This is a genomic window from Pseudohongiella nitratireducens (assembly GCF_001642735.1).
In the GTDB taxonomy this organism is placed as follows: domain Bacteria; phylum Pseudomonadota; class Gammaproteobacteria; order Pseudomonadales; family Pseudohongiellaceae; genus Pseudohongiella; species Pseudohongiella nitratireducens.
The window spans coordinates 53,299-78,720 of the sequence record NZ_LWHM01000032.1; the positions used below are offsets into that span (position 1 = coordinate 53,299).

At 53.2% G+C, this 25,422-nt stretch carries 25 protein-coding genes; 22 read left to right on the forward strand and 3 right to left on the reverse strand.

What is annotated here, in order from left to right; genetic code table 11:
* Nucleotides 1-150: 150 nt before the first annotated feature.
* The 13 genes from PSCS_RS11940 to PSCS_RS12000 all read left to right on the forward strand — a co-directional run bounded on the left by PSCS_RS11940 (nt 151) and on the right by PSCS_RS12000 (nt 13,720).
* On the forward strand, nt 151-762 hold the full coding sequence (locus tag PSCS_RS11940) for a c-type cytochrome (RefSeq protein ID WP_068812341.1): 612 nt from the start codon (nt 151-153) through the stop codon (nt 760-762).
* A 255-nt stretch (nt 763-1,017) separates the two neighbouring features.
* On the forward strand, nt 1,018-1,662 hold the full coding sequence (locus PSCS_RS11945) for a thiol:disulfide interchange protein DsbA/DsbL (RefSeq protein ID WP_068812342.1): 645 nt from the start codon (nt 1,018-1,020) through the stop codon (nt 1,660-1,662).
* Between the two features lie 184 nt (nt 1,663-1,846).
* Complete coding sequence (locus PSCS_RS11950; protein ID WP_068812343.1) at nt 1,847-3,697, forward strand: GGDEF domain-containing protein; 1,851 nt, start codon at nt 1,847-1,849, stop codon at nt 3,695-3,697.
* A gap of 132 nt (nt 3,698-3,829) precedes the next feature.
* Nucleotides 3,830-5,164 carry a hypothetical protein gene (locus tag PSCS_RS11955; RefSeq protein WP_068812344.1) on the forward strand — a complete coding sequence of 445 codons (1,335 nt, stop codon included), beginning with the start codon at nt 3,830-3,832 and terminating at the stop codon, nt 5,162-5,164.
* A 1-nt stretch (nt 5,165) separates the two neighbouring features.
* The gene (locus PSCS_RS11960; RefSeq protein ID WP_068812345.1) at nt 5,166-5,738 is read left to right on the forward strand and encodes a GspMb/PilO family protein; all 573 of its coding nucleotides are present in this window, start codon (nt 5,166-5,168) and stop codon (nt 5,736-5,738) included.
* On the forward strand, nt 5,738-7,207 hold the full coding sequence (locus PSCS_RS11965; RefSeq protein WP_068812346.1) for a GspE/PulE family protein: 1,470 nt from the start codon (nt 5,738-5,740) through the stop codon (nt 7,205-7,207). Before PSCS_RS11960 ends, PSCS_RS11965 begins: the two co-directional genes overlap by 1 nt.
* Nucleotides 7,204-8,415 (forward strand): type II secretion system F family protein, encoded by a 1,212-nt coding sequence (locus PSCS_RS11970; protein WP_068812347.1) that lies wholly within the window; start codon nt 7,204-7,206, stop codon nt 8,413-8,415. The genes PSCS_RS11965 and PSCS_RS11970 overlap by 4 nt, the downstream gene beginning before the upstream one ends.
* Nucleotides 8,416-8,461: 46 nt before the next feature.
* Entirely contained in the window at nt 8,462-10,615 is a 2,154-nt protein-coding gene (gspD, locus tag PSCS_RS11975; RefSeq protein ID WP_068812348.1) for a type II secretion system secretin GspD, read from the forward strand.
* Between the two features lie 20 nt (nt 10,616-10,635).
* Nucleotides 10,636-11,049 carry a type II secretion system major pseudopilin GspG gene (gene gspG / locus PSCS_RS11980; RefSeq protein ID WP_068812349.1) on the forward strand — a complete coding sequence of 138 codons (414 nt, stop codon included), beginning with the start codon at nt 10,636-10,638 and terminating at the stop codon, nt 11,047-11,049.
* Nucleotides 11,012-11,581 (forward strand): GspH/FimT family protein, encoded by a 570-nt coding sequence (locus PSCS_RS11985; RefSeq protein ID WP_158662879.1) that lies wholly within the window; start codon nt 11,012-11,014, stop codon nt 11,579-11,581. Before gspG ends, PSCS_RS11985 begins: the two co-directional genes overlap by 38 nt.
* Nucleotides 11,578-12,009 (forward strand): PilW family protein, encoded by a 432-nt coding sequence (locus PSCS_RS11990; protein ID WP_068812351.1) that lies wholly within the window; start codon nt 11,578-11,580, stop codon nt 12,007-12,009. Before PSCS_RS11985 ends, PSCS_RS11990 begins: the two co-directional genes overlap by 4 nt.
* The gene (locus PSCS_RS11995; protein ID WP_068812352.1) at nt 12,006-12,650 is read left to right on the forward strand and encodes a PulJ/GspJ family protein; all 645 of its coding nucleotides are present in this window, start codon (nt 12,006-12,008) and stop codon (nt 12,648-12,650) included. The genes PSCS_RS11990 and PSCS_RS11995 overlap by 4 nt, the downstream gene beginning before the upstream one ends.
* A complete protein-coding gene (locus PSCS_RS12000; protein ID WP_068812353.1) occupies nt 12,647-13,720 on the forward strand; it encodes a type II secretion system minor pseudopilin in 1,074 nt (357 codons plus the stop codon). The genes PSCS_RS11995 and PSCS_RS12000 overlap by 4 nt, the downstream gene beginning before the upstream one ends.
* Here PSCS_RS12000 and PSCS_RS12005 read toward each other — a convergent pair.
* Together PSCS_RS12005 and PSCS_RS12010 are read right to left on the reverse strand one after the other, a co-directional pair.
* Nucleotides 13,702-14,964: an ABC transporter ATP-binding protein gene (locus tag PSCS_RS12005; RefSeq protein WP_068812354.1), complete on the reverse strand. Its 1,263-nt coding sequence runs from the start codon at nt 14,962-14,964 to the stop codon at nt 13,702-13,704. The two genes, PSCS_RS12000 and PSCS_RS12005, sit on opposite strands and share 19 nt — an antisense overlap.
* Nucleotides 14,964-15,767 carry an ABC transporter permease gene (locus tag PSCS_RS12010; RefSeq protein WP_068812355.1) on the reverse strand — a complete coding sequence of 268 codons (804 nt, stop codon included), beginning with the start codon at nt 15,765-15,767 and terminating at the stop codon, nt 14,964-14,966. Before PSCS_RS12010 ends, PSCS_RS12005 begins: the two co-directional genes overlap by 1 nt.
* A 45-nt stretch (nt 15,768-15,812) precedes the next feature.
* Here PSCS_RS12010 and PSCS_RS12015 point away from each other — a divergent pair, with 45 nt between their 5' ends.
* From PSCS_RS12015 to PSCS_RS12055, 9 genes are all read left to right on the forward strand, one after another.
* Nucleotides 15,813-16,577, forward strand: coding sequence for a PIG-L deacetylase family protein (locus PSCS_RS12015; protein ID WP_068812356.1), 765 nt, complete (start codon nt 15,813-15,815; stop codon nt 16,575-16,577).
* 46 nt (nt 16,578-16,623) lie between these two features.
* Nucleotides 16,624-17,433, forward strand: a complete 810-nt coding sequence (locus PSCS_RS12020; RefSeq protein WP_068812357.1) for a hypothetical protein — start codon at nt 16,624-16,626, stop codon at nt 17,431-17,433.
* Nucleotides 17,420-18,325 (forward strand): glycosyltransferase family protein, encoded by a 906-nt coding sequence (locus PSCS_RS12025; RefSeq protein ID WP_157885710.1) that lies wholly within the window; start codon nt 17,420-17,422, stop codon nt 18,323-18,325. Before PSCS_RS12020 ends, PSCS_RS12025 begins: the two co-directional genes overlap by 14 nt.
* Entirely contained in the window at nt 18,322-19,320 is a 999-nt protein-coding gene (locus PSCS_RS12030; RefSeq protein ID WP_068812358.1) for an NAD-dependent epimerase/dehydratase family protein, read from the forward strand. Before PSCS_RS12025 ends, PSCS_RS12030 begins: the two co-directional genes overlap by 4 nt.
* A gap of 6 nt (nt 19,321-19,326) precedes the next feature.
* The gene (rfbA, locus tag PSCS_RS12035; protein WP_068812359.1) at nt 19,327-20,238 is read left to right on the forward strand and encodes a glucose-1-phosphate thymidylyltransferase RfbA; all 912 of its coding nucleotides are present in this window, start codon (nt 19,327-19,329) and stop codon (nt 20,236-20,238) included.
* A 7-nt stretch (nt 20,239-20,245) separates the two neighbouring features.
* Nucleotides 20,246-20,812 carry a dTDP-4-dehydrorhamnose 3,5-epimerase gene (gene rfbC / locus PSCS_RS12040; protein ID WP_068812360.1) on the forward strand — a complete coding sequence of 189 codons (567 nt, stop codon included), beginning with the start codon at nt 20,246-20,248 and terminating at the stop codon, nt 20,810-20,812.
* Nucleotides 20,809-21,747 (forward strand): dTDP-4-dehydrorhamnose reductase, encoded by a 939-nt coding sequence (gene rfbD / locus PSCS_RS12045; protein ID WP_082866657.1) that lies wholly within the window; start codon nt 20,809-20,811, stop codon nt 21,745-21,747. The genes rfbC and rfbD overlap by 4 nt, the downstream gene beginning before the upstream one ends.
* Nucleotides 21,748-21,814: 67 nt before the next feature.
* Nucleotides 21,815-22,480 (forward strand): hypothetical protein, encoded by a 666-nt coding sequence (locus tag PSCS_RS12050; protein ID WP_068812361.1) that lies wholly within the window; start codon nt 21,815-21,817, stop codon nt 22,478-22,480.
* Complete coding sequence (locus PSCS_RS12055) at nt 22,480-24,015, forward strand: matrixin family metalloprotease (protein WP_068812362.1); 1,536 nt, start codon at nt 22,480-22,482, stop codon at nt 24,013-24,015. The genes PSCS_RS12050 and PSCS_RS12055 overlap by 1 nt, the downstream gene beginning before the upstream one ends.
* Here the strand turns inward: PSCS_RS12055 and PSCS_RS12060 are convergent.
* Entirely contained in the window at nt 23,996-25,417 is a 1,422-nt protein-coding gene (locus PSCS_RS12060; RefSeq protein ID WP_068812363.1) for a TolC family protein, read from the reverse strand. The genes PSCS_RS12055 and PSCS_RS12060 overlap by 20 nt on opposite strands.
* Between the last annotated feature and the right edge of the window lie 5 nt (nt 25,418-25,422).

The following is a 25,422-nucleotide window of genomic DNA, read 5'->3' on the forward strand; positions in this document are numbered from 1 at the left end:
GCCAGAAAAAGTTGTGAAAGTTGGATTAAAGTTTGGACACCCGGGATTTACTGTCTTTATATCCACCATACAAATGATGGTGAGCTGTGGTATACTCTGCGCCCGCACGACCCATCCGATTTCTTATTAGTTCAGGAACTTCGATAATCCATGAAAAGATTAGTACTCTCCCTGGCCTCACTCGTATTGGCAGTCTCCAGCATTAGCGCTCAAGCCGCTGGCGATGCGGCCGCTGGTGAGGGCAAGTCTGCCGTTTGTGCGGCCTGTCATGGCGCTGACGGTAACAGTGAACTGGGTAGCAACCCGAAACTGGCTGGACAGAATGCCCGTTACTTGCTCAAGCAGATGACAGACATCAAGGAAGGTAATCGCACGGTTGCCCTGATGACTGGTTTGCTCGACAACATGAGTGAGCAGGATCTGGAAGATATTGCTGCATTCTACGCTGAGCAGGAACATACCATTCAGGGCGCTGATCCTGAACTGGTTGAACTGGGCTCCTCGATTTACCGTGGTGGTATAGCTGACCTGGGTGTTGCAGCCTGCACAGCCTGCCATGGTCCTGCCGGAAATGGCGTTGCTCAGGCTGGTTTCCCGTCAGTCAGTGGTCAGCATGCTGAGTACACCGCGACGCAACTGAAAGCATTCCGTGCCGGTGAACGCACCAACGATGGTGATTCAGCGCCGATGCGCACAGTGACTGAGCGTTTGACTGATCGCGAAATCGAAGCGCTTGCCAGTTACATGGCTGGCCTGAACTAATCTGCCGGGCCTCTGTCTGATAGCTGACGCAACCTGTCATTTCATGGCATGATTGTGTCTTCTCAAGACAGGGGCCTGTTTGCATATTTAGTGTCAGTAAATCGCCTGTTAGTCTGTAAAAATGGGTGGACTGCTGACTGCGATACAGATTCAGGCTGATATTCAGCAAGGATTCAGGCAAACTGCGGTCTACTCAATAGTCATTAGCCCCTGGCAATAATAAAGCAAATGCGCGATGCATGATGGAGTAGCACTATGATCAAGCAGTTATACAAATTTGGCGGTCTGGCACTGTTGCTGAGCCTGCTGTCCCTCCCCGCTTCTGCACAACCAAGCCGGTTTGTTGCAGGCACTCACTATACAGAACTTCCCCAGGCTGTCAGAACCAATGACGCCAGCAAAGTCGAAGTGCTGGAAGTTTTCTGGTACGGCTGCGGTCACTGCTTCCGTTTTCAGCCAATCGTTGATGCCTGGGCAGAAGACCTGCCTGATTATGTCGATTACCAGCGCTTTCCTGCGATCTGGAATGACCTGATGGCAGTTCACGCACAGGCATTTTACACTGCAGAAAATCTCGGTGTGGTCGATAAAGTACATGCGCCTATCTTTGATGCGATTAATGTACAGCGCAACAGACTGCAGAATGAGCGCCAACTGGCAACACTGTTTGCTCAGCACGGTGTCTCAGAAGAAGACTTTTCAACCGCGTTTAACTCGTTCCAGGTTAAAACGCAGGTCAATCAGGCGCAGCGTAAAATGCAGGACTACCAGATTCGCAGCACACCAAACGTGATTGTGAATGGTAAGTACCTGATTGCAACAAATGAAGCGGTTCAGACCCAGGAGCAGATGCTGGAAGTCGTCGATTTTCTGGTTGCCCGTGAACAAGCTGCCCTTTGAGGGTTAATAACGAAAGCTCTGCTTTCGGTTATTAAGACAACCCACCACTTTGGCAGCCTTTGACCGGTAACCGAAGTGGTGGAGTTGGGTGCCTCAGCCTGAAGTACCCCCCCTCCCCTTCAGACCTCTCTCTGCATACCCTGTCAGCTGACCTTAATACAATTGTAGAACAGGCCATCCCGTTATGGTGAGTCGGGTCGATGACAGTGAAGAAGCTCTGCGCTGGAAGCGTAAATTCCTGGATGCCCTGGAAGATCAGGAGCGCCGGGAAGCCCAGCTCGACCATAGAATTCGTCTGCTGCGTCGTGGTCTGCTTGGTGTCAGCCTGGCTGGTGATGGCCAGGATCCTGTGCTGGACAAGCAACTGGAAGAGCTGCGAAAGAATTTACGCAAAGATGATCGTGAAACCGGCCTGGAGCGCCTGCTAGAGAAAATCGAAGCCTCTGTCCTGCGGCTGGACAATGAAAAACAGGACAGCTACCTGGCACTAAAGCACGCCTTTGATGAATCCATCAAAGAAATTCAGCACCTGCCTATGCCTGGCGCCTTGCAGCGTCGCATCCGTAAATTTCATCGGCAAATGTCTGCCCGCCTGGGTGATGCGCAACTACACCAAAGCCTGATCACGCAATTTATGAGCCTGCTGACGGAAGTCAGCCAGCATTTGCTGGCAAAAGAGGCTGAGGCAACGGCTGACCATGCCGCCAACCGCCCCGGTTTGTTTGGTCGCCTGTTTGGTACTGAATCAACAACGCCAGATGCTTCGCCAGTGTCTCCAACATTTAACACGTCAGCAAATTACGCCGAGGCGGAGGCTGCCAGCGCGCAGGCGATGGCAGACCCTGAAGAAGAGACTGTAGTCGACGATCATGTTGAAGTGATAGTTGAGGAAGAAGCGGTTTCGCTTGAGGGTGAGATTGTCCGCGATGCTTCCGGTTTATCAGAGCCCGGGTTTTCCTATATTGCTGGTCATGTTGAACCGTTGTTGTTGAGAATCCTTGAATGCATTCATGTCAGTGAAGCTTCGTTTACGCTGGCAGATTCTGTCCGCAACACGGTTGTAAAAGGGTTGAACTGGTACGATTTTGTTGCTGTGCTGGAGCAGATTCTGCAGCTGCTTCGTCAAAGTACGCTGGATCAGCGTGGTGAATACGAACGTTTCATTGGTGAAGTTACCGAAAGTCTTGTCCAGGTTCAGCAGTTTGTTACCCAGGCTCAACATCACAATGAAGCTGTGCGTGATAGTGAGCAGGCACTGACTGACAAGGTCAGCCAGGACGTGAAGCACATTGCCGAGACCTTCGCGAATGAAGAGCTGGATATTCAGACTATTCGAGCAACTGTCCAGGCCCAGATTCATTCAATTCTAAGCTCTATGGAAGGTTTTCGCAGTCAGCGACAGCAGCAGGACGAATCCATGGGACAGGACATGGAAGAGTTGCTGGAGCGAATTGCAGTACTTGAAGATGAGTCACGACAGCTTCGCGAGCACCTGGCACGCCAGGAAGAGCTGGCCAGCACTGATCCGTTGACAGAATTACCGAATCGAGAGAGCTACCGATATCGCATAGAGTCGGTCATCATGCAGTGGCAGGGAACGCTGCATGATGAACATGCCGAACCAGACCCCGCTGATCCGACACTCTGTCTTGCTGTTATTGATGTTGATCATTTCAAGCGGATCAATGATAACTGGGGGCACCTGGCAGGTGATAAAGTGTTAAAGATTGTTGCCCGTGAAATGCGCACTGCCCTGAAAGACAGCGATTTCCTGGCCCGGTACGGGGGCGAGGAGTTCGTTGTCATCCTGCCCGATAGCCGGCCAGCAGATGCAGAGGGTCGTTTAAACAAACTTCGCCAGGCTATCGAATCTATCCCCTTCCATTTCAAGGAAGAGCGCATAGTGGTCACGGTATCCTGTGGTGTCGTTGCCATGAAAGTAGGCGAAAGTGCGGACCGGCTGTTTGAGCGTGCCGATAAAATGCTCTACCAGGCCAAACAAGAGGGTCGAAATCTCGTCATACGTCAGCGATAATGCCTGACAAACCAATCTTTGCTGGTATTCATTGCGGATAGCGGCAAACTTTCCGACTCACAGTTACGTCAAAGGATATTATGGCGCTGACTGAGCGTAAATGGGTCACTTTGCGAATGACGAGAGACGTGCATGAAGTTCAATGACATTCTGGCCAGGATGCCGGGAAAACAAGAGCAGACGCCCGGCCAGCAAGGCGAAGCGTTTCTCCGTCGCATCACGCGTATTTTCCTGCTTTTCGATCAGGCTCTGGTTGATCTCGATTCCGGTGAGCAAATTGAGCTGTCAGAAGGGCTTCATTCAGATGCCATAGCCAGTGCTGCACGGACGCTGATGAATAGCGGCCCGGATGCAAACCAAGAGCAAACAGGCCAGGAAAGTGTTCTGCTGGCAATTCCACCACAATGGACTTTGTCACAGCCAGTGGACATGCCGGGTGTGAAGCCGGAAGACCGCTATGCAGCCCTGCGTCTGCAAGCAGACAGCTTGTTACCAGCTTATGATGAACCGCTGATGCTGGCCATGGATGAGCAACATCGGCAAATGTCGCTATGGTTACCTCTGGGACAGGTAAATCGTCTTTTCAACGCATTTTCCCAGCAAGGTATTTTTCTGGCAGGGCTGTTACCCAGGCCTCTGCTCGGGGTGGTTGCGACAGCCGATAGCAGTAACCCGGTCACATTTGAAGAGCGACTGATCATTGACCACGATCAGCAAGGGCTCAGTGGTTATGTACTCAATGCCGAAGGCGCTGTTATGGACAGCCGTCATATCAGTCAGGCTGACCTGCAGGAAGAAGTCCTGGCGCAGGAGTGGCAAGCGCACTGGCAGTCTTTTGAACAGGCAGCCAGTAAACAGCTGAGTTCGGCGGCAGACTATCAACGCTGGTTCCGGCAGCAGGGAGGTATCCCGGGAATGCAGCAGGTAGCTGATCTTCTGGCGCCCTTATGTTTCTTCCCGGAAGATGCCCTCAAAGCACGCTATCGCCTCTATCGAAATCGGATAAAAAGCTGGGCGCTGGGTGGTGCTGCAGCAATCGTTGTGCTTGCTGCCCTGCCCTTTCTTTGGCAAGTCTGGCAAAAGAATCGTTTGCAATCAGAATTGGCGTCGCTACAGGATGAGGCAGCACCTGCCCGGGAAGCACAACAGGAAATACGTGCTTTTGAAGCTGAATGGGGTGTGCTGGGTGAGTTTCCCCGGCAACATCTGGATGACACACTGCTTACGCTTCAGTCAGTGTTGGCGCCAAGTACATTAAGTCGGATCGACATTGAAGAAGGCTTTATCAGCATCGAAGGGCTCAGCGACGATCCGCAGAATTTGCTGGAAGAACTGGAGCAGAACCCGTTGTTTACAGCCGTCGATTTTTCGCGTGCCAGCAGCAACGGGCGCTATTACATAGATTTGCGTCTGGCCACAGTCAATTTCCCAGCATACCAGGAATGGTATTTCGGGGAGGAAGATTGAGATGAAGTGGTATAACAAGCTCTCCCGACGCGAACAAAATATTATGAAAGTGGCAGCGTTGGTCGCCATACTTTTTCTGTTAAGCCAGGGTGTACCGGGACTTCGCCAGTACTATTCTGAGGGCCAACGTGAGATTTCACAGTTACGCGATGCGATAGCCCGGGAAACCCGGCTGATTGAAGAAACGGATCGCTGGCTGGGTCGCCAGCAAGAGCTGAATACGATTCGTCCCACCATGGATGATCAGATATTCAGTGGTGATAATGCACCACTGATTGCAGCAGCGATTCAACGGCAGGTTCGAGAAATTGCCAGTGAATACGGTATCAATATCACTGCAAATCGTCTGGCCGAAGCGGAACAAGGTGCGGGCTGGTTACGTGTTAACCAGGGCCTGTCGTTCTCGCTCACTGACCAGAATGCCTTATTACCCTTTTTCGAAGCGCTCGAAGCCGGCTCACCTTATCTGGGGGTATCGGCGTTCAGTTTGCGTCGCACACGAAACCAGTACACGGGTGAAATGACAGTGGTTGGTTTTAGTCCTATGGATAACATGGACGAGGAGCAAAGCTGATGCCTGCCACATTAACATTGCCCGTATTCAGTCAATTACTGGAACCGGAAAACATCGTGCCTGCTCACGACTTCAGCGATAGCGCCAGGCTGCTCTGCGAATCGTTTCCGGATATGAATACACGCGCGCGAATCCGTTTTGTCATGCAGGAACCGGTCGTATTTCAGATAGCCGGTGCCCAGGACATACAGCGGTTAATCAAGCACTGGCGTGCGACGTTGTCACCTACCATTGAATCCGGTCCGGACGATCTGTTAATGGATGGCCTGGAAGACGAAGATGATCTGCGTGATCTGGCATCAGAAGCGCCCATTATTCGTCTGGTCAATCACCTGTTCGCCCGGGCGCTGGATCTAAGCGCCAGTGATATCCACTTTGAACCCAGCGAAGACCACCTGGATGTTCGCTGCCGAGTGGATGGCATCATGCATCGGATTGAGCGGTTGCCGGTACGCATCAGCACAGCAGTAGCATCTCGCCTGAAGCTGATGGCGCGTCTGGATATTGGTGAGAAACGTCTGCCACAGGATGGCCGTATTGATTACAAACTGGGGCATAAGCAGCTCGATATGCGGGTCTCCACCCTGCCCGGTGTTCATGGCGAATCGATTGTCTTGCGTATTCTGGACAGAGGCGACACCACGGTTGGATTGCAGCAACTGGGCATGCCGGACAATGTCTTGCATCACTATCAGCGCCTGATTAAACAGCCGCACGGCATGATGCTGATTACCGGCCCAACCGGTAGCGGCAAAACAACCACGCTGTATGCGACGTTGGAAAAGATCAACAACCATTCGCAAAAAATCATCACTGTAGAAGACCCGGTTGAGTATCAACTGAGCGGCATTACACAGATACAGGCCAATGCAGCGATTGGTTTGAATTTCGCTGCGGGCTTGCGCTCGATTGTCCGACAGGACCCGGATGTCATCATGGTGGGTGAAATACGCGACCATGAGACGGCAGAAATCGCCATTGAATCGGCATTAACAGGTCACCTGGTATTTTCCACCCTGCATACCAATGACGCAGCTGGCGCTATCACGCGTTTACAGGACATGGGTGTGGAATCCTACCTGATCAGTTCCAGTTTGCTTGGTGTTCAGGCGCAACGCCTGGTTCGGCGGGTTTGTGAGAACTGCGCACAGCCTGTGCCATTGAGTGAAGATGAAGCACGGGTTCTCGATGTCGATCGACATTTATTCCCCAATACCCGTAAAGGGAAAGGCTGTGAAAACTGTGGTGAAACCGGATACCGAGGCCGTATCGGTTTGTATGAATTGCTGGTCATGAGCGATGCGGTCAGGCATGAAATTGCCAGCGGTGCCGATGCCAATGTCATCCGTGACCAGGCGATAAAAGAAGGAATGAAAACCCTGCGTCAGGATGGTCTGGAGAAACTGGCCGATGGTCTGACGACGCCGGAAGAACTGGTCAGAGTGACATTAAGCGGAGCCGCTTCATGAGCCTGTTGCAGTTTGACTGGAAAGCTTATGATCGACATGGCACCTTAAAAGATGGCCGATTGTCAGCAGAGTCTGAACGGGAAGCGTTACAGTCGCTGAAAAACCGGCATCTGACACCGATCAAGCTGGAAGCCGTAAGCGAGAGCGCAGCCAAGCGGCGTAACGCTGGCAAGAAAATTCGCAGTCAGGATATTCTCGAATTCACTAAAGGGTTGCGCACACTGGTGGAAGCGCGTGTACCTTTAGACAAGGCGTTGCGATTGCTGGAAGGTATTACTGAATCTTCGGCCATGCGCGCCATGGTTGCGGCGATGCGCCGAGATGTAAAAGAAGGGAAGAGTCTCGCCGATGCGATGGAGCAGCGTCCGGATACCTTCTCACGGATGTATATCAATATAGTCCGTGCCGGTGAAGAAGGCGGTATCCTCCATCAGTTATTGCCGGGGTTGACTGAGTTTCTGGAGACCAGTGCAAAGAATCGGCAGGCACTGGTTTCAGCCATGATATATCCAATGGTTTTGCTTGTGACCGGTGTGCTTTCGGTGGTGCTTCTGCTGGTTTTTGTGATTCCACAGTTTGCCATCATGTTTGAAGATGCCGGCAGTGAAATTCCGGCGTCAGCGGCATTCCTGCTGGGCTTGAGTGACGCGATTAAATCCTGGGGCTGGCTGTTTGTCGTCAGCGTCGCGGCTGTCATCATCTGGTGGCGCTGGCAGCGATCGGATCCGGACTGGCAGTTGCGGGCAGATCGCACAATGCTGAACACACCCCTGTTGGGACATTTGCTACGCTATCGTGAAAGCGCGGTTTTTGCCCGAACACTTGGCGCGCTGCTGGGTGCGGGCATTCCATTAATACGCGCCTTGCGTGTCGCCAGAGAAGTGGTGTCGAACCGTGTGCTGGCCAATGTCCTGTCCAGTGTTGAAGAGGACGTCCGTGGAGGTACCGCCCTGGGCATTGCCATGGAAAAAACAGCCGCGTTTCCCAACCTCCTCCATCAACTTGTGACAGTGGGTGAAGAGTCGGGGCGCACCGCACAGATTCTGATCAAGACGGCTGATACCTTTGATCAGCAAGTTAAAAACCAGATGGACAAGTTGGTATCGGCATTACAGCCGGGTCTGATTCTGGTACTGGGGATAGCGGTCGGGGGCATTACCATTACGATGCTTTCGGCCGTATTCAGTATGAATTCCGTACAGTTTTAATGACAGGTTCTGTTATACAAAAGCAGAACAGAAGGAGAAGAACACGGTGAACACGGTTAACCAAAAACTGATGTTGCTTACCATTGCCATCAGCCTGAGTTACTGCACGGCCAGTCAGCCACCGGCGTCTGGGCCGTCAGTGTTCAGCAACCCTTCCTCCGCCAATGCTGCAGAAGAGCGTGCTCGCAGCGTGGCTTTTGATAACGAGGCAAACGAAGCGGCTTTGCAGCAGGCAGCTGAAGAGCGGCAACGACTGGTTGATGAAATCAACCGGGATGGCCGCACCATTTCGCTGGGTAACTACACGGAACAGGCGCCTGAACCGACTGATGTACCAAACCCGGATGTGGTGTCACTGAACTACGAGCAGGCGGATCTGCGTAGTGTGTTGGCGGAACTGGCTGATGCACTCGATATCTCGATGGTAATTGACCCTACCATTGCTGACCAGGTCAGCTTGCGTACAGCAGCGAATCGTCCATTACAGTATGATGATATCTGGCCCCTTGTTCGCACTTTGAGTCGGGCACACGGTGTGACTATCGAGCAGGCCGGGGATATCTGGTATGCCAGAAAAAGTGAAAGCAACCTGCCTGTCGAAATAGCTTCGCCGGATACATTGGATGAGACGCTTTCCAGTGAAGTCATGCTGCTGGCACCGCTGACCTATGTGTCGGTAACTGCTGCCATCGAAATGCTGACGCCGGTCCTGGAGCCTGATGGTCAACTTATGCGCATGGGCAACAGCAATGCGGTCGCTATTCTGGCGAATACCGATAAGCTGGAGCGAGTATCAGCAATTCTGGAGGTACTTGATGACGACCCCTTCAGCAATCAGGGAATTCAACTCTACCCATTAATGAACGCCAGCGCAGCTGAGGTCGCCCAGGAATTAACCGATATTCTTGGTGTTATCGAAGGTGCTTCGCCCTCGTATCAGATTCAGGGGCTGGAGCGCATTAATGCAATTCTGGTGACTGCACCGGCAGCGCGCGGGTTTGATGAAATTTCCCGCTGGGTAGCGATACTGGATGCTGATCGTCAGGAACAAAATGAACAGTTGTTCCGCTACCGTGTCAAAAACCTCAACGCAGTAGAGCTGGCAACAACGCTAACGGATGTTTTCAGGATTGATGAAAACAATAATGATGACGATGAGGTTCAGCCCGCCCGAAATATAACACCGCGCGAGATCTTTCGTGACCGTTTTGGCGATGATGCAGCTGGCGAAGCAGCCGAAACGGTCATCGGGATTGAACCTCAGAATAATGGCGTTGAGACTTCAGTCTCCGCCAACCTTCGGGTAAGCATTGTTGCGGATGAGCCAACAAACAGTTTGCTGATTCGGGCGAACCCCAGGGATTATCGTCAACTGTTGACCACTATCAACCAACTGGACACTGCCCCATTGCAGGTGATGATCAATGCTGTCATCGCGCAGGTGATTTTGACTGACGACAAATCGTTTGGTGTTGACTGGTCGCGAGTGCTGGAAGATGCAGACGGGAGCGTGACGCGATTAGGGACCAGTTTCTTACCCACCGCTGGAGAAGACGGTAGCTCACTGGGGGGCTTGTTGTTCAACCGTGCCTTCCTGGACGGGGCTGCTCGGGTAGAAGCCACCCTGGAAGCGATTGCGATTAATAATGACGTACGCTTGCTGGCGCGCCCTTCCTTGTCGGTCATCAATAATCAGGAAGGCCTGATTCGTATCGGTGCGGAAGTGCCGGTGCAATTAGGTGAGACTGTCGGCGTGGGTGGTACCGCCACCACCAATATACAGTATCGCCCGACGGGTATTGAGTTACAGATTACACCGCGTATCAATGATGATGGTGTGGTTAACCTGACAATCCGTCAGGAGTTGTCTTCCGTGTCCGGGACTGCGGGTGTTAACCAGAACCCGATATTTCAGAATCAGGAAATTGAAACGACGGTGATTGTTCGAGACGGTGAAAATGTTGTCCTGGGCGGTTTGATTCAGGAATCAAATGACCGTTTAAATTCGGGGGTACCTTTCTTGAATCAGGTTCCGGTGCTGGGTAAGCTGTTCAGTTATCAGCAGGACAATAACGAACGAACGGAACTGTTTATCGTACTACGACCGGAAATTATCAATGTGAACCAGCAAGCGACAGGCAGTTACCAGAATATGATTAATCAGTTTGAGCTGGTAGCAGAACTATTAAACGAGCTGTAAGCCGAACCACGGGTGAAAGTATGGAAAAAGTGAATTCAAACCGAAGAACAATGCAGGGCTTTACGATCATCGAGTTGCTGATCGTTATGGCGATTCTTGGCATGCTTGCTGTGATGGTGGCACCGAACCTGTTTAACCAGGCGGCCGGTGCGCGACAGGATGCAGCACGCTCCCAGATGTCGTCGCTGGGCAGTGCCCTGGACGCTTATCGGCTGGATATGGGTCAGTACCCTGATGAGCTGGAGGGTCTGGTAGACAATGACAACAACCGTGATGCCTGGAATGGCCCCTACCTGCGTGGCGATGTCCCTCTGGATCCCTGGGGCAATGAATACCAGTATGAATCTTCGGGTCGTAACTACAGCCTGATGTCTTACGGCGCAGATGGCTCGGAAGGTGGAGAAGATACAGACGCCGATATTCGGGCTCAGTAAGTCTGCCATGCCGGTGAAGTGTCAGCTGTCACAGCAGCAGTATGGCTTCACCTTGCTGGAGTTATTACTGGTATTGAGCATTCTGGCCATGGCTGCCAGTTTGCTGGTGCCCGTGCTCAGTACCCTGGAAGGCCCCAGCTTCAATGCGCAGGTCCGAGAAGCCAATAACCTGCTCAATTTTGCCCGCCGTAGTGCAGTCGTATCGGGTCAAGTCGCCGGTATTGAGTTTGCAGTGACTGAGCATTCCGGTACAGAGAATAACGACAGCCGCCGGAGCAGTACTGCTGGCGGTGACGATGATACCCAAACACCATCAGAGTCTGGCATGACAATACTGCGTCGCTGGCAGGGTCACGAGATTGAGCTCTGGTATGAAAGTGACAGCAGCAGTTTGCGAGAAATTGCCGATACGCTGTTAATTGAGTTCTACCCTGAAGGTGGCAGCACCGGTGGCGACCTTACATTTCGACAGGGCAACCGGGAGACGCTGATTCAGATTGACCCGTTTTCCGGACGCGTTACCGTGCCATGAAGCATTCCTTTTGCAAAAAAAACAGTTTTCCTTTCAGCAGCTCTTGCCATCGTCGTCAGCAGCACGGTTTCACATTGCTGGAAGTGCTGGTTGCACTGACGATCACATCGCTGGTGCTGGGCGGAATTTTCACTCTGGCCGCAGGTAGCAAACGGCTTGCCGTGTCAACGCAAGACAGTGTCCGGGACAGCGCAGCTATTCGTGCAAAAATTAATCTGGCATTAATAGACAATCAGTTCCGGGACTTACAGTTACCGCAATCGATGGCAGACAATGCGTATTTGATTGAGACCGGGGAACGCCCGGAAGATCCGATCAGGCGCACAGAACCCATGCGTGATCTGTTGCAGTACTACCACATCGAATATCCCGACCAGGAAACATCTCTGACCGGTACTCGCTGGATTCGTCTGGAGTTGCCGGAATGAAGCAGCGCCAGCAGACAGGCTTTACCCTGATGGAAATTATCATCGCGCTGTCCCTGACGGCGATGCTGCTGACCATGCTGACCGCTGGAATGTTCGGGGTTGTCAGGGACTGGGATGATGACGCCTCCGCATTGGAGGACAGTATGGATCAGGCGATCACCGTGTTGCAGTTGGAAAGAGCCTTGTCAGGTGCCTTTCCGCACAGCTACCGCAACCAGGAAACGCTGGCACGTGAGATTTATTTCAAGGGAGAAGAAGATTCACTGGCCTGGGTGTCTGAAGTATCCCCGGGTCGTCAGGGCAATCGAACTGCCTGGCAATTGGTCAACGATAGTGAAGGTGTCATGGCGTACCTGGCACCGGCGATGTCTGATAACCCGGATGAGCGTCTGGCGGAGGTTGAACCCCGACTGTTGTTTCCAGGCTACCAAGCCAGTTTCGAGTACCTCTATGAAGACCTGGAGTTTGCGCGCCTGTGGCGGGATAGCTGGCCAGGCGCTGACGTCAATATACTCCCTCTGGCGGTGCATGTGCATCTAAGGCCAGACGATGACATGGTCAGTCAGCCAATTGATATCATTGCAGCCATGCCAGCCCGCCAGCACCGTGCCATACGTCCCAACCTGGAGCTAATACAATGAAGCGCCAGCAGGGAGCCGTTTTAATCATGGTGTTGTGGCTGGCCATTGTCATGACGGTGCTGGTCACGGTGATGGCTGCCAATATCCGGTTGTCGGCAACCACGGCATTTCATCACCAGGAAGGGGTGCGTGAGTACGCGGATATGATCTCGGCACTGAATCGTGCCGAAATGGAATTGATCCTGGAGCGTATGCCTGTTCCGGCTGACCAGCCTATGGAGTTGAATGAGTTTGGCGAGCAACCGGAACCGCTGAACCGTTACAATGGGCAAGCACTGACATTGCACTATCCTGCGCCAGAAAATACCGAGATACGTATTATTGACCATGCCGGGAAAATAAACCTGAACCGTATAAATGCCAATAATCTGCGCTTACTGATTGAAAACCGCCTGGGGCCGGGGTTTGATCCCCGGGAAGTGCAGGCCTATATGGCGGCATGGTCAGACTGGGTCGATCTGAACAGCCTGGTGACACCGGGCGGTGGTGCTGAGGATGACTATTACCTTGAGCAAGACCCACCCTATCGCGCTCGTAACAACCCGGACCTGGAAAGTGTGGATGAAATCCTGCTGATTCGCGGCTTTGCAGAGCTGTTTGCCGGCGTCAATCTGGATGCGGCGTTTACCGTTTACGGCAACAGTCGCAATGGTGCTGTTAACCCCAACCTGGCAACACGTGAAGCGCTGGCACTTTTACCCGGTATGGATGCAGAGCTGATAGAAGAAATACTGGCCTATCGCCAAACACGGGATATCCGCAACATACCGCAGATAGGAGAAATCATACCGCTGGAGCAACTGGAAGAAGTGTCTCCGTGGCTGGAGATAGGGTGGTCTTCCACTTTCAGTGTTTACGTATACCCCAAAGAGGCATCATTGAGCGAGGGTGAGGAGACAGAAGTTGACGCTGAAAGTGAAAACCTCAGCACCACATCCGGTACAGTGCCCGGCACAGCATTTCATCAAATTATTGAGGTCGACCGGGGAACAGCGAGGGGGCGTGTGTTCAAAGCTGACCCTTACGCCCCGCTACCCGATCTGAGGCCACCTCAACTCGAAGACGACTGATCCTCAGTGTTTGACATATCCCGCACCACATCCCAGGTTGACGGCATGACATATGGCCCCAGACCTTTGTTGGGTTTGATGGTAATTTCCTTGCTAAGCCGGGTTTCATACCAGAGCAAACCGGAATCATCAGCGACACCGCCCAGCACATGGAACTTGCCAACACGAAGTGTCATGGCGCTGAGCCGCACCTGTACCGTGATGATTTCTCCTTTCTTGAAAGGTCCGTTCTCCACATCAGGGCGATCCGTTGCCAGGTAAGAGGAAACGATCTCCTCCAGGTCCTGCATCAGTGCAAAACCGAAGTAGCAATGCGCCGCATCGTTCTGCACTTCGGCCTTGAGCTCCAGAATCACTTCCTGCAGCGGCTCCACTTCCCGGATTTCATTGCCATCCACATCACGCATGACGGTATGAATGATGCGGCAGTCTTTAACGGCAGGTGCTTCCGCTGCATCGCCCGCAAGGACTTTGTCATTGGCATGCTCATTGGCGTGTGCTTCACCAGTGGTATAAACACGGCGGCTATTACAGTAGTCCTCATAACGGGCCACGATATCTTCACTGGGACCGATTTCGCGGATGCGCCCTTTCTCCAGCCACAGCGCCGTATCGCATAGTTCCTGGACGTGATACATGGAGTGGCTACAGAACACCATCGACTTTTGCTGTTTACGAAATTCGTTCATGCGCTGCACGCATTTCTTCTGAAAAGCGATATCCCCGACAGCCAGCGCCTCATCAATGACCAGCACATCCGGTCGCACCATCGTGGCGATAGAAAAAGCCAGCCTGACATACATGCCGGATGAGTAGGTTTTCACTGGCTGGTCGATAAAGTCCTCCAGTTCGGAGAAGGCGATAATGTCATTTTCCAGCGCTTCAATGTCATCATCGGGAACACCGAGCAGTGATGCATTCAGGTAAATATTGCGTCTGCCGCTGAACTCCGGATGGAAACCGGCGCCCAGCTCCAGCAAAGCGGCGACCTGCCCACGAATATCCACGCTGCCACGGGTCGGCTGCAGCGTGCCCACCAGCAATTTCATCAATGTGGATTTTCCGGCCCCGTTATCACCGATGATACCCAGGCTTTTACCTTCCAGGACGTTAAAGGAAATATCCTGCAGTACATGGAAGTCACGGTGCCGTGGTTTGCGTAACAGCAACTCCAGTAGCCGGTCCTGGGGGCGGGCATAAATGCGGAAATCTTTAAATACGTTTTCGACGGCAATACTGTGCATCAGAGAACGTCTCCGAAAGCATGTTTAATTCGCATGAACAGCCAGCCACCGATAAAGAAACTGATCAGGGCTGACACGGTCATGATTTCAAAATGTGGCAGGGAAAACTCCCCCAGCAAAATGGCTTCCCGATAGAACTGCACAAAGCTGTGCATGGGATTCATCAACATAAACGGACGAACAGCTTCAGGTAGCAGTGACAGTGGGTAAATAATGGGCGTCATAAAGAACCAGGCGGTCAGCATCAGGGCAACGAGTTGCTGGATGTCGCGAAGAAAGACACAAAACGCAGACAGGATGGCAACCAGGCCCATAGTAAACAGAAACTGCAGCCCCAGCGCGACTGGCAACCAGAGCCAGGTGACTTGCACATAACCGTTAAAAGCCAGATACACCAGGAACACGAAAAAGGCGATGCCGTGAACCAGATAAGGAACCAGCGTGCCAACCATGGGTATCAGTTGCACAGGAAACTTCACCTTGGTGATCAGAGGGGCTTTTTCCAGCAGTAAGCCACTGGCCCGTCCCATGGCATCAGCAAAAGCAAACCAGGGCAAGTAGCCAATCATCAGGAAAATGACAAAAGACACATCACCAAAGTTTTCCGGTATCGGTGCCCGGAAGACGACACTGAAAACAAAGGAGTAAATAATGATATTGACGATGGGAGTAACAAACAGCCACAGAAAACCACCCAGTGAACCGGCGAACTGACCACTGAACTCCTGGCGGACAAACTGATAAAACAGGCGGAAATGCCGGACTGGTGACAAAGCCCACTGGCTAAGTAAATTGAGCTGCATAAGAAATCGCTAAAAATAACTCGAAAAAAGTCCTACAATTCTATCATGACTCCTGAACATGTACTTGTCCCCTATCAATGCAGTCCACTCCCGCCTGGGCCCTGGCTGATATTTGCACCCCATGCTGATGATGAAACCTTTGGTATGGGGGGCAGTCTGTACCTGGCAGCACGGCAAGGTATAGAAACCGTCGTTGTGGTGATGTCAGACGGGGCTCTGGGTGGTGAAGCGGACGATCTGGTCGAGCGCCGGCAGAGCGAAGTCCGTGCGGCCGCCAGCCTGCTGGGTGTAAATACCCTGCATTTGTGGGACTTTCCGGATCGTGGTCTGAGCACGGGCGCCGTTGCTGATGCTGCCATCGCCAAGGCGGCAGCCTGTATTGCTGATTGCCAGCCAGGCACAGTATTTATGCCTGGCATGCTGGAGCTGCACCCGGATCATAGAGCGACTGCAAATGTCGTCTGGTCTGCCCTTCAGCAACTGCATGAGCGGCCCTGGCGTGGGTTACGCCCGGCAAGCTGGTTTTATGAAATCAGCGTGCAGAGTCCGGTGAATCACCTGGTCGATATCTCTGCTGCCGTGGATGTAAAGAAACAGGCCATGGAAATTTACGCCAGCCAGAACAGTGAGAACAACTACCCGGAGCTGATACTGGCCCTGAACAAGGCAAGAACTTTTTCCATGCCCCCTGAGGTTAGTCATGTTGAGGCTTATTTTCAGGTGCCAGAGACCCAGTGGGGCTGGAGTTTGCAAAAAATCTGTCAGACAGCCATTGATCGCTATTTTGAAGCCGGGGAAACTAAAGAGTAAGATGCTGCGTCTAACAGGAAATAAATTTGCGGGAAATAACTCAGCCATGGAGCACACAGTGCCCGGATTGATCAGCCATTCTGGCAAGTCAGGTATCCAGATCACAAACCAGCGCGGCCAGTGCCTGGCTGCGATCTTGATGGCCGCCGTCTTTATGATGAGTGATGCGGTAGCGCAAAACCCTTTTGCTGCTGCGACATCAACTAATAATGCGCTGCCTGATCGCCTCTCGCTGTTTGAGCCGCTGGAAGACACCGATGCCGGCTCCTCTTCGGGTACCAGTACGCCGACGGCACCAACGGTTGGTTTCAGTGGCCCTCGCTTTACACTGGTGGGTGTCAGCCAGTTTGGCTCGCGTCGTCAGGCCCGGCTTCGTGACCAGTCCGGTGAGGAACTGGCCGTCGAACTGGCTGATCAGGCTGTTGGTATTCCTGGTTACCCTGGCTTTCGCCTGGAATCAGATGAATCCCGTTCATTGCTGCTGCATTTGCCGTCCAGTGAAAACTGTATTGCCAGCGAGGACCGCGGGGTGGACTGTGTGGGTGCGCAACTGGCCAGGTTGGAGCTGACCACGCTGGCGCCATTAGCGCCGGCGCCCGTACCCGCAAGTGATGAAGAAAACGCTGACAATGATGGTGAAGGTGACGATGAAGGTCGCCGCCGCCGTGGTCGTGACAACCCCTTTGCTGCGGCATTGCGCGCCGCGCGTGAGCGAGGCGAAAATGTTGATCCTGCCGTGATGCGGGCCGAAGCACAACGTTTTCAGCCCAGACGAATCAACCCTGAGGATGTACCGGAAGGTGCCCGCTTGATCCGCACGCCTTTTGGTGACCGAATCGTACGTGAAGAACCTTGATATCCCAATTATTCCTGACGTAGCAACCAGCACCTCAACTGTCCTGACAGTGTCAGTTGTGGTTTATCAGCTGGATGAGCCGGTCCTGCAGGAAACGCTGACTTCCCTGTTGGAGGCTGCTTATGTGGCTTTTCAGCAATCACAGCTGGCGCATTTGCGCTTGTATCTGGTGGATAACGAGCCCAGTGGGGCCAATCGCCCCGTGCTGGAGAAATTGCTGTCGCGTTGCCAGCGGCAGATCAGCGGGTTGCCGCTGAATACGCATTTGCTGTCCGGTCATGGCAATATCGGTTATGGGCGGGGACATAACCTGGCATTGCAACATTGCGAGGCGCTTGAAGGCGCAGGCAATCAGGCTGCTTTTCTGATTCTCAATCCGGATGTCACACTGGAACCTGAAAGCTTGCTGGAAGGATTGCGCTGGTTGCTCGGTCATGCGGAAACCGTCGCTGTTGCCCCGGCCATAGAGGAGCGTGACGGCCATCTGGCTTCTGCCTGTAAGCGATACCCCAGCATGCTGGATTTCTTCCTGCGAGGCTTCGCCCCGACCCGCATCAAACAGCGGTTTGCTGATCGGCTGGCGCACTATGACATGCATGATCTGCCCGAAGACAAGCCCAGTGATAATATTCCGATCATCAGTGGCTGTTTTATGTTGTTTCGCCAGTCGACCCTCTCTGCCTTGAAAGGGTTCGATCCGGACTACTTTCTCTATTTCGAAGACTTTGACTTATCCATGCGGGCGCGCCGTTTTGGCTCTTTGACCTATTTGCCGCAGATGCGTATCCATCATCTGGGAGGCAACAGCGCTCGCAAAGGGCTGCGGCATATCGCCATGTTCGGGCGCTCCGCTTTGCGCTTCTTCACTACACATGGCTGGCGCTGGTCATGAACTGGGCCGGCCGAAAAGTGCTGGTGACCGGCAGCCGTGGGTTTGTCGGCCAACACCTGAAGCGTCATCTTGAAAGGGTTGGTGCCGATGTCGTCGAATTGCAGCGTCCAGCACAGGATCTTACACAGCCAGAAACGCTCAAGGGCTGTTGTGACGGCGTTTATGCAGTGATACATGCAGCAGGTTCAGCGCATGTGAATCACATTAATGCAGAGCAGGTCAAAGCCGTCAATGTTAGTGGCACTGCCAATATACTGGCCCAGGCCCGGCAAAGTGGCGTAAAAAAGTTCGTCTTAGTGAGTAGCATTCTGGCTGATCCTGCTTATGACACACCGCGATCAAGCTATGGCCAGAGCAAAGCGGATGCGGAAGCCCTGGTCATAGAGGCCTGTCGAGCTGCAGCGACTGGATCAGCAACAGCGATGTCAGCAGCAATCGCCCGGCCAGCCAATGTTTATGGTCCGGGTATGCGCGGTAATTTGCTGACGTTGCTGCGACTCATTCAAAAGCGGCGTCTGCCTCCACTACCTCGCCTGAAAAGCCGTTTATCACTGGTGGGGGTTGATGATCTCTGTCTGGCCCTGGTAGCGATGGCAGCTACAACTCCCTCCCTGGACAACACAGCGAGGCCATCAACAGACGTGCCAATCTACCCGGTCACGGATGGGCAGCCATATCGGCTCAAGGAGATTGAGCTGGGTATTCGTCAGGCCTGCCGCCAGGAAATACCCAAATGGTCAGTTCCTGTCCCTGTGTGTTACGTCTCAGCATTGTTGGCGGAAGTTCTGGGTCGCCTGTTACCCTGGAAAAATGTACCTGGCCTTCGCACCTGGCGAACCATGACGCGGGATCAGCCAGTTGATGATTCGATAACCCGTCGTGAACTAAGCTATAATCCGCGCAGCAATTTTTATGATGCATTGCCGTCCATTATTGCGCATCAACAGGCCAGCGACGGCCGGCATTCGCCAAGTGACGCAACGCAAAGGAAGTGACGCCACATGAGCCAAACAGATCAGACCACCCGGACAAGCAAGGCACAGACGACAAAAGGCATTATTCTCGCGGGTGGCACAGGCACTCGCCTTCACCCGATGACCATCTCGGTCAGTAAGCAGTTGATGCCGGTTTATGATAAACCGATGATTTACTATCCGCTTTGCACCTTGATGCAGGCGGGTATTCGCGAAATCCTTATTATTACCACACCGGGTGATTTACCTTTATACAGGCATCTGCTGGGTGATGGCAGCCAATGGGGAATTTCGCTGCAATATGCCGAGCAACCCAGCCCTGACGGGTTGGCGCAGGCCTTCCTGATCGGCGAGTCTTTCATCGGTGATGACAGTGTCTGCCTGATACTGGGTGACAATATCTTTTATGGCAACTCACTGGAAGACAAGCTACAGCGTGCGCTGCAGCAGGAAAAGGGAGCCACTGTTTTTGCCTATTATGTGCAGGATCCGGAGCGTTACGGTGTTGTGGATCTGGATGAAAACAATACGGCCATCGACCTGGAAGAAAAACCGGCCCAGCCCAAATCCAATTACGCGGTGACCGGTCTCTATCTCTACGACAATGATGTCATAGACATTGCCAAGACCATCAAGCCGTCTGCGCGTGGTGAGCTGGAAATTACCGACGTTAATAAAACCTATCTGGAGCGTGGTGAGTTACAGGTTGAGCTGTTCAACCGGGGCACTGCCTGGCTGGACACGGGTACTGTGCAGTCCTTGCTGGATGCAGCGAATTTTATCCGGGTACTGGAAGAACGCCAGGGTCTGAAGATTGCCTGCCCGGAAGAAATTGCCTATCACAGTGGATTTATTGATGCAGCAGCCCTGCGCAAGCAGGCTGCACCGCTGGCGAAAAGCGGATACGGTCAGTATCTGTTGAACCTGATCAAGGAGTAAATGCTGGATGAAAGTCACCCCGACCGCTATCGCTGATGTATGGCTGATCGAGCCTGCAGTATTCGGTGATCATCGAGGTTTTTTCATGGAAACCTTTCGGCAATCCATGTTTGAAGAGCGCTGGCCCGGTATTCGCTTTGTTCAGGATAACCATAGCAAATCCAGTCAGGGCATCCTGCGCGGGCTGCATTATCAGTTAAAGCAGCCGCAGGGCAAACTGGTGCGTGTCGTCTCAGGTGAGATTTATGATATCGCCGTTGATATGCGCCGCGACTCACCGACCTTCGGCCAGCATGTCGGGGCGGTGCTGTCAGCCGAGAACAAGCACCAGCTCTGGGTGCCGCCAGGTTTCGCACACGGTTTTTATGTGATGAGCGAATCAGCTGAGATGGTGTACAAATGCACGGATTATTATGCACCGGATGATGAATACAGCCTGTTGTGGAACGACCCTGAACTGGGCATTGAATGGCCGTTGATCGATAGTACGGACGGTCCTGTGTTGTCTGACAAAGACCGGGCTGCCAGCCCGTTTTCTGCTGTGCCTACCTATGAAGTGACGCCAAAAATATGAGTGATAACATCACACCTTCTGATTCGAAATTACGACAAAATGCAGACAATGACCGCGAAAAGTTATTGTTAGTTGGTGCCGCTGGTCAGCTTGGGCAGACGTTGCTGCAAACCCTGGATCGTGATCGCTACGAGGTACTGACGCTGACCCGGCAAGACGTGGATATTTCGGATGAGAGCGCTATTGTTGCCAGGCTCAATGCGCTCAGCCCCTCGGTTATTATCAATGCGGCAGCCTATACTGCCGTGGATAAAGCAGAAACAGAAGACCTCGAAGCACGCGCTGCCAATGCCACCGGCCCAAAGTTCCTGGCACGCTGGGCGGCAGCCAATGATGCCTGGCTACTACAAGTATCCACAGATTTTGTCTTTAATGGCCACCAGCACCGCCCCTATACACCGGATGATCAAACCGATCCGCCGGGCATTTACGGCCGTACTAAGTTAGAAGGCGAATTGCATGTTGGTTACCTGGCACCCAAACATAGTCTGATTTTACGGACATCATGGGTGTATTCGGAATTTGGGCATAACTTCGTCAAAACCATGCTGAAGTTGATGCAAAGTAAAGACAAGCTCGGTGTTGTGGCAGATCAGATTGGCACGCCAAGTTCGACCTGGGAGATTGCACGTTGCATCAATCACGTTCTGGATGTGCGACCTACCGGCATTATGCACTGGAGTGATGCGGGCGTTGCCAGCTGGTATGACTTTGCTGTTGCGATTCAGGAAGAAGCCATACAGGCGGGGCTGCTGGAAACAGAAATTCCGGTTAATGCCATTACCACAAGGGATTATCCGACACCGGCGAAACGGCCACCCTATAGTGTGCTGGATAAGTCCGCCACGATTGAAGCGCTGGCGTGTCAGCCCATTCACTGGCGCCGGGCGCTCCGTCAGGTAATCAGACGATTGGGTGATAGCCAGACTTCCTGATCTCTGCGAGATTGCAGGTTTGCTCTTGCGCTTCCGCTGATGAACAACGACTGAGGAGCTGCTGAAAATGCGAGACTCAAGCTTGCGATCGATTGCCCTGAGGATGGTGTTATTACTAACCCTGCCCTTCTTTTCCTGTTTGGTTCAGGCGACAACCATCACCGAATTGCATTTCTCAGAGGTCGTTGCCAAAGCGCAACTCGTGTTTGAGGGGCGCGTGACGGATGTCCAGGCTCAGCAGACCGGTCCTCGAATGATCAACACCCTGGTGACTTTCAAGGTGATTGATGTCATCAAAGGGCAGGTCGAAGAAACCACCATCACATTACACTATACCGGGGGCCGGGTCGGTCAACGGCAATTGATGATTGCTGACATGCAGATACCTGAGGTAGGTGAAACAGGTGTGTATTTTGTGTCCAGTCTGCAGAACAATCTGGTGCACCCACTGGTGGGTTGGTCCCAGGGACATTTTCGGGTTGATGAGCAGAGCCAAAGCGGCAACGTGCCCCCTGAAAATCGACGCATCATGACGGCCAGTGGGCGGCCGGTGAGTAGCCTGCCAACTACGCGACCTGATGTCGACAACACTGCGCCCCTACCCTTGCTTGCACCTGGTGCTGCAGCAAGAGGGGTGCAGGTTCTGGGCGCCAGTCAGCCAGAACAGGCCCTGACAGTAGAAGCGTTCAAATCCGGCGTTCGTCAGATGCTACGTGAACAGGAGGGGTCGTAATGAGAGTGTTGCAATCCTTCGTTAATATCATGCCCTTTGTATTAGCCAGATTAGCCAGATTAGCCAGTCTGCGCGCGGTTGTCGTTGTTGGGGTGGCGCTACTTGCTCCGATGACAATTCAGGCATATGAGCTGGGCGATTTTGGCCAGAAATGGCCGGGTGCCAGAACCACATTCTATATTGGAATGCCAGGGACATCGGGCAGCGGTATTTCCTGGTCGCAGGCGTTTCGTGAAGCGGCTGAAGAATGGAATGCATCAACGCGGTTCACCTTTGACCTGAGTCCGGAGTACCGTGACCCTTGCGTGGGTTATGACGGCACCGAATCGCCTGATTTTGCCAATGCAGTGGATTTCCGCTCCCAGGTTTGTGGTCAGGATTTTGCTGAGGGCACCTTGGCTGTCACGGCTTTTTTTACGGAATTCAATACCCTGGGTGGCCTGGAACTGGTTGAGACGGATATCATCTTCAACCAGGGTCGTTTGTTTGATGTTTACGATGGTCCGCTGAGAAGAGCACCTTCCGGTGCTTTTGAGTTTGATTTCCGGCGGGTGGCGCTGCATGAGCTGGGTCATGCGCTGGGTTTGCAGCATGAAGATGATGGTCAGCCATCCATCATGACCAGCCGAATCGGTAACCTCGACTCCTTGCAGGAAGATGATATCGCCGCCGTCGAGTTTCTCTACGGTGGTATTGAGCGTTGTATGGCCAAGCCGGCCGGTTTCGGCTGGCATAACGACGCCCTTGATGACAGTGACTGTCAGATACTGGAGCTGATGGCAGGTGGCAGTGATGACAGCGCGGTAGATGTCTGGGTGCTGGATGTGCCATCCACGCTCGACGTCACCCTGGATACGATCACTTCAGGAGGGCTGGACAGTGTGCTGCTGGTCATGGATGAGGGGCTGGGCATCATATCTCAGGATGAAGACAGTGCTGGCGATTGTCGCCCCCGTATAAACCAGCAATTGGATGCAGGCCGCTACTATGTGCTGGTGAATACCTTTAGCAGCGATACCCTGCTGAATTGTGGCAGCGCTAAAGAAGGCCCTTACCGGCTCAGTATCCGCTACGAACACGATGATTTAATCCCCTTGCTGGGCCATGTCAGTTTTCAGGGTAATAATGCCGGTCAGGCCGCCTTTTATGGTGGCGTAACAGCGGATGGCGGGCAGACTTACCTCAACAGCGTCAGGCCGGACCAGGTGATTGATGTGCGTGCTAAAATCGATATCGATCCGAAACACCAGGGGCAACCCGGTTTTGTAGCAGCCGCTGTGTTGTTGCCTGATGGAGAGATCCTGGTGAAAAACCCGGCGGGTGACATGGTTCCTTATCAGCCAGATGCTGGCGTGCCAATCTACCAGCGGCGTACCTTGAGCGCCGAGGAATCAATCAATGTGCTGGATCAGCTGCGGCCCTCCGATATCGGCATTACGTCAATCGAAGCAGATTTTCTGGTCGGCTATGGTGTCGACAGTCAGCCAGGTGAGCTGCATTTTCACCAGCAGCCCATTAACCTGATTGTTGAGTAAGGTCAGGGTCTTCCAGGCGCTCACTGATATCAACCAGGTCTTCCGCATCGAGGGTGCCGGCATCGCGCTGCAGTTGCAGGCTCAGGCGCAAATAATCGTAGCGCACCTGCTGAAGATCGCGCTCGGCAATGAACTCATCGCGCACTGCATCCAGAACATCCACGCTGGTGACCGTGCCCAGCTCGAACCCACGCTGACGGGCCTGGGTGGAAATGCGTCGCGATTCCAGTAGTGATTCTGCTGCCACCACTTGTCGTTCCGCCGCCTGCAGACGCAGATAAGCGTTGCGGGTCTGGTCTTCTACATCCAGGTTGGTCTGACGAAGTTCATGCTGGGCAATGCTGTGTTGGCTGACTGCTTCTTTGACAGCGGCCCTGTTGCTGCCACCGGCAAAAAGCGGAACAGATACGTTCAGGCCTACATAGCCGGTATCTGTGCGGTCGATACCGGTGTTATCAAAGCCCAGGTCAGAGCGTTGTTGCTGCAAGACCAGGCTGACCTGGGGCATGTAACGACCCCGTTGTTCCGAGATACGGTCATCAGCCATGTTGACGGCAAGGCGCCGAGACTGAATGACATGGTTGTTCTCGCGCGCCCGCTGAATCCACTCTTCCAGCGTGCCATCGATCGGCGGCAGTTCTGCCTCATCACCCAAGGTATAGAGGTCGCCCAGTGCCAGGCCGGAGGCGGCTCGTAATGCCTCTTTGGCCAGCGTCAGCTCACTTTGCAGCAGCACCTGCTCTGCCTCAACGGCAGATTTGCGGGCCTGAGCTTCGTACAAATCGGTAATCTGTACCAGTTGCATGTCATGCATGCGCTCAATTTGTTGTAGCTGAGTACTGACCGCATCCAGCTCAGACTGACTGGAGTTCAGTGCGTCCTGAGCCTGTAAAACATCCAGGTAGAGAATGGACACTTCAGCCAGCAACGCGGCCAGTTCCGCATAATATTCGGCTTCGTACTGATTTTCCTGGTGGTACGCCTGACTGCGGCGTTTAAATGTGCCCCAGTCAAAAAGGATTTGCTGGATTTGCAGAGACATGCGCTGGCCATGGTACTCATTAGTGCCAATCGCTTGTTGTTGCCGGTTGCCCGAGATGGAAGCGTTGGCATTGACCTGTGGCAATAGTTGGCCATTAACCGCTTCGCGTTGAGCCTCGCCAATGTTCATGCGCTCAGCGGCAATTTGCAGACGAGGGCTGTAATCCAGGGAGGCAAGGAAAAAGTCCTCAAGCGTGCGGCCAATGCCATCATGACGCTCAGCCAGAGAGCCACTGGTCACCGCATTGGATGCCGCGTTTCCAGTGGCAGGAGTCTCACCTGTTTCCGGCTGGGCAAAAGCGGTGCCCGTACTCAGTTGCGCTACCAGCAAGGCCAGCGTCAGTCGCGATTTGCAATTCATAAGCA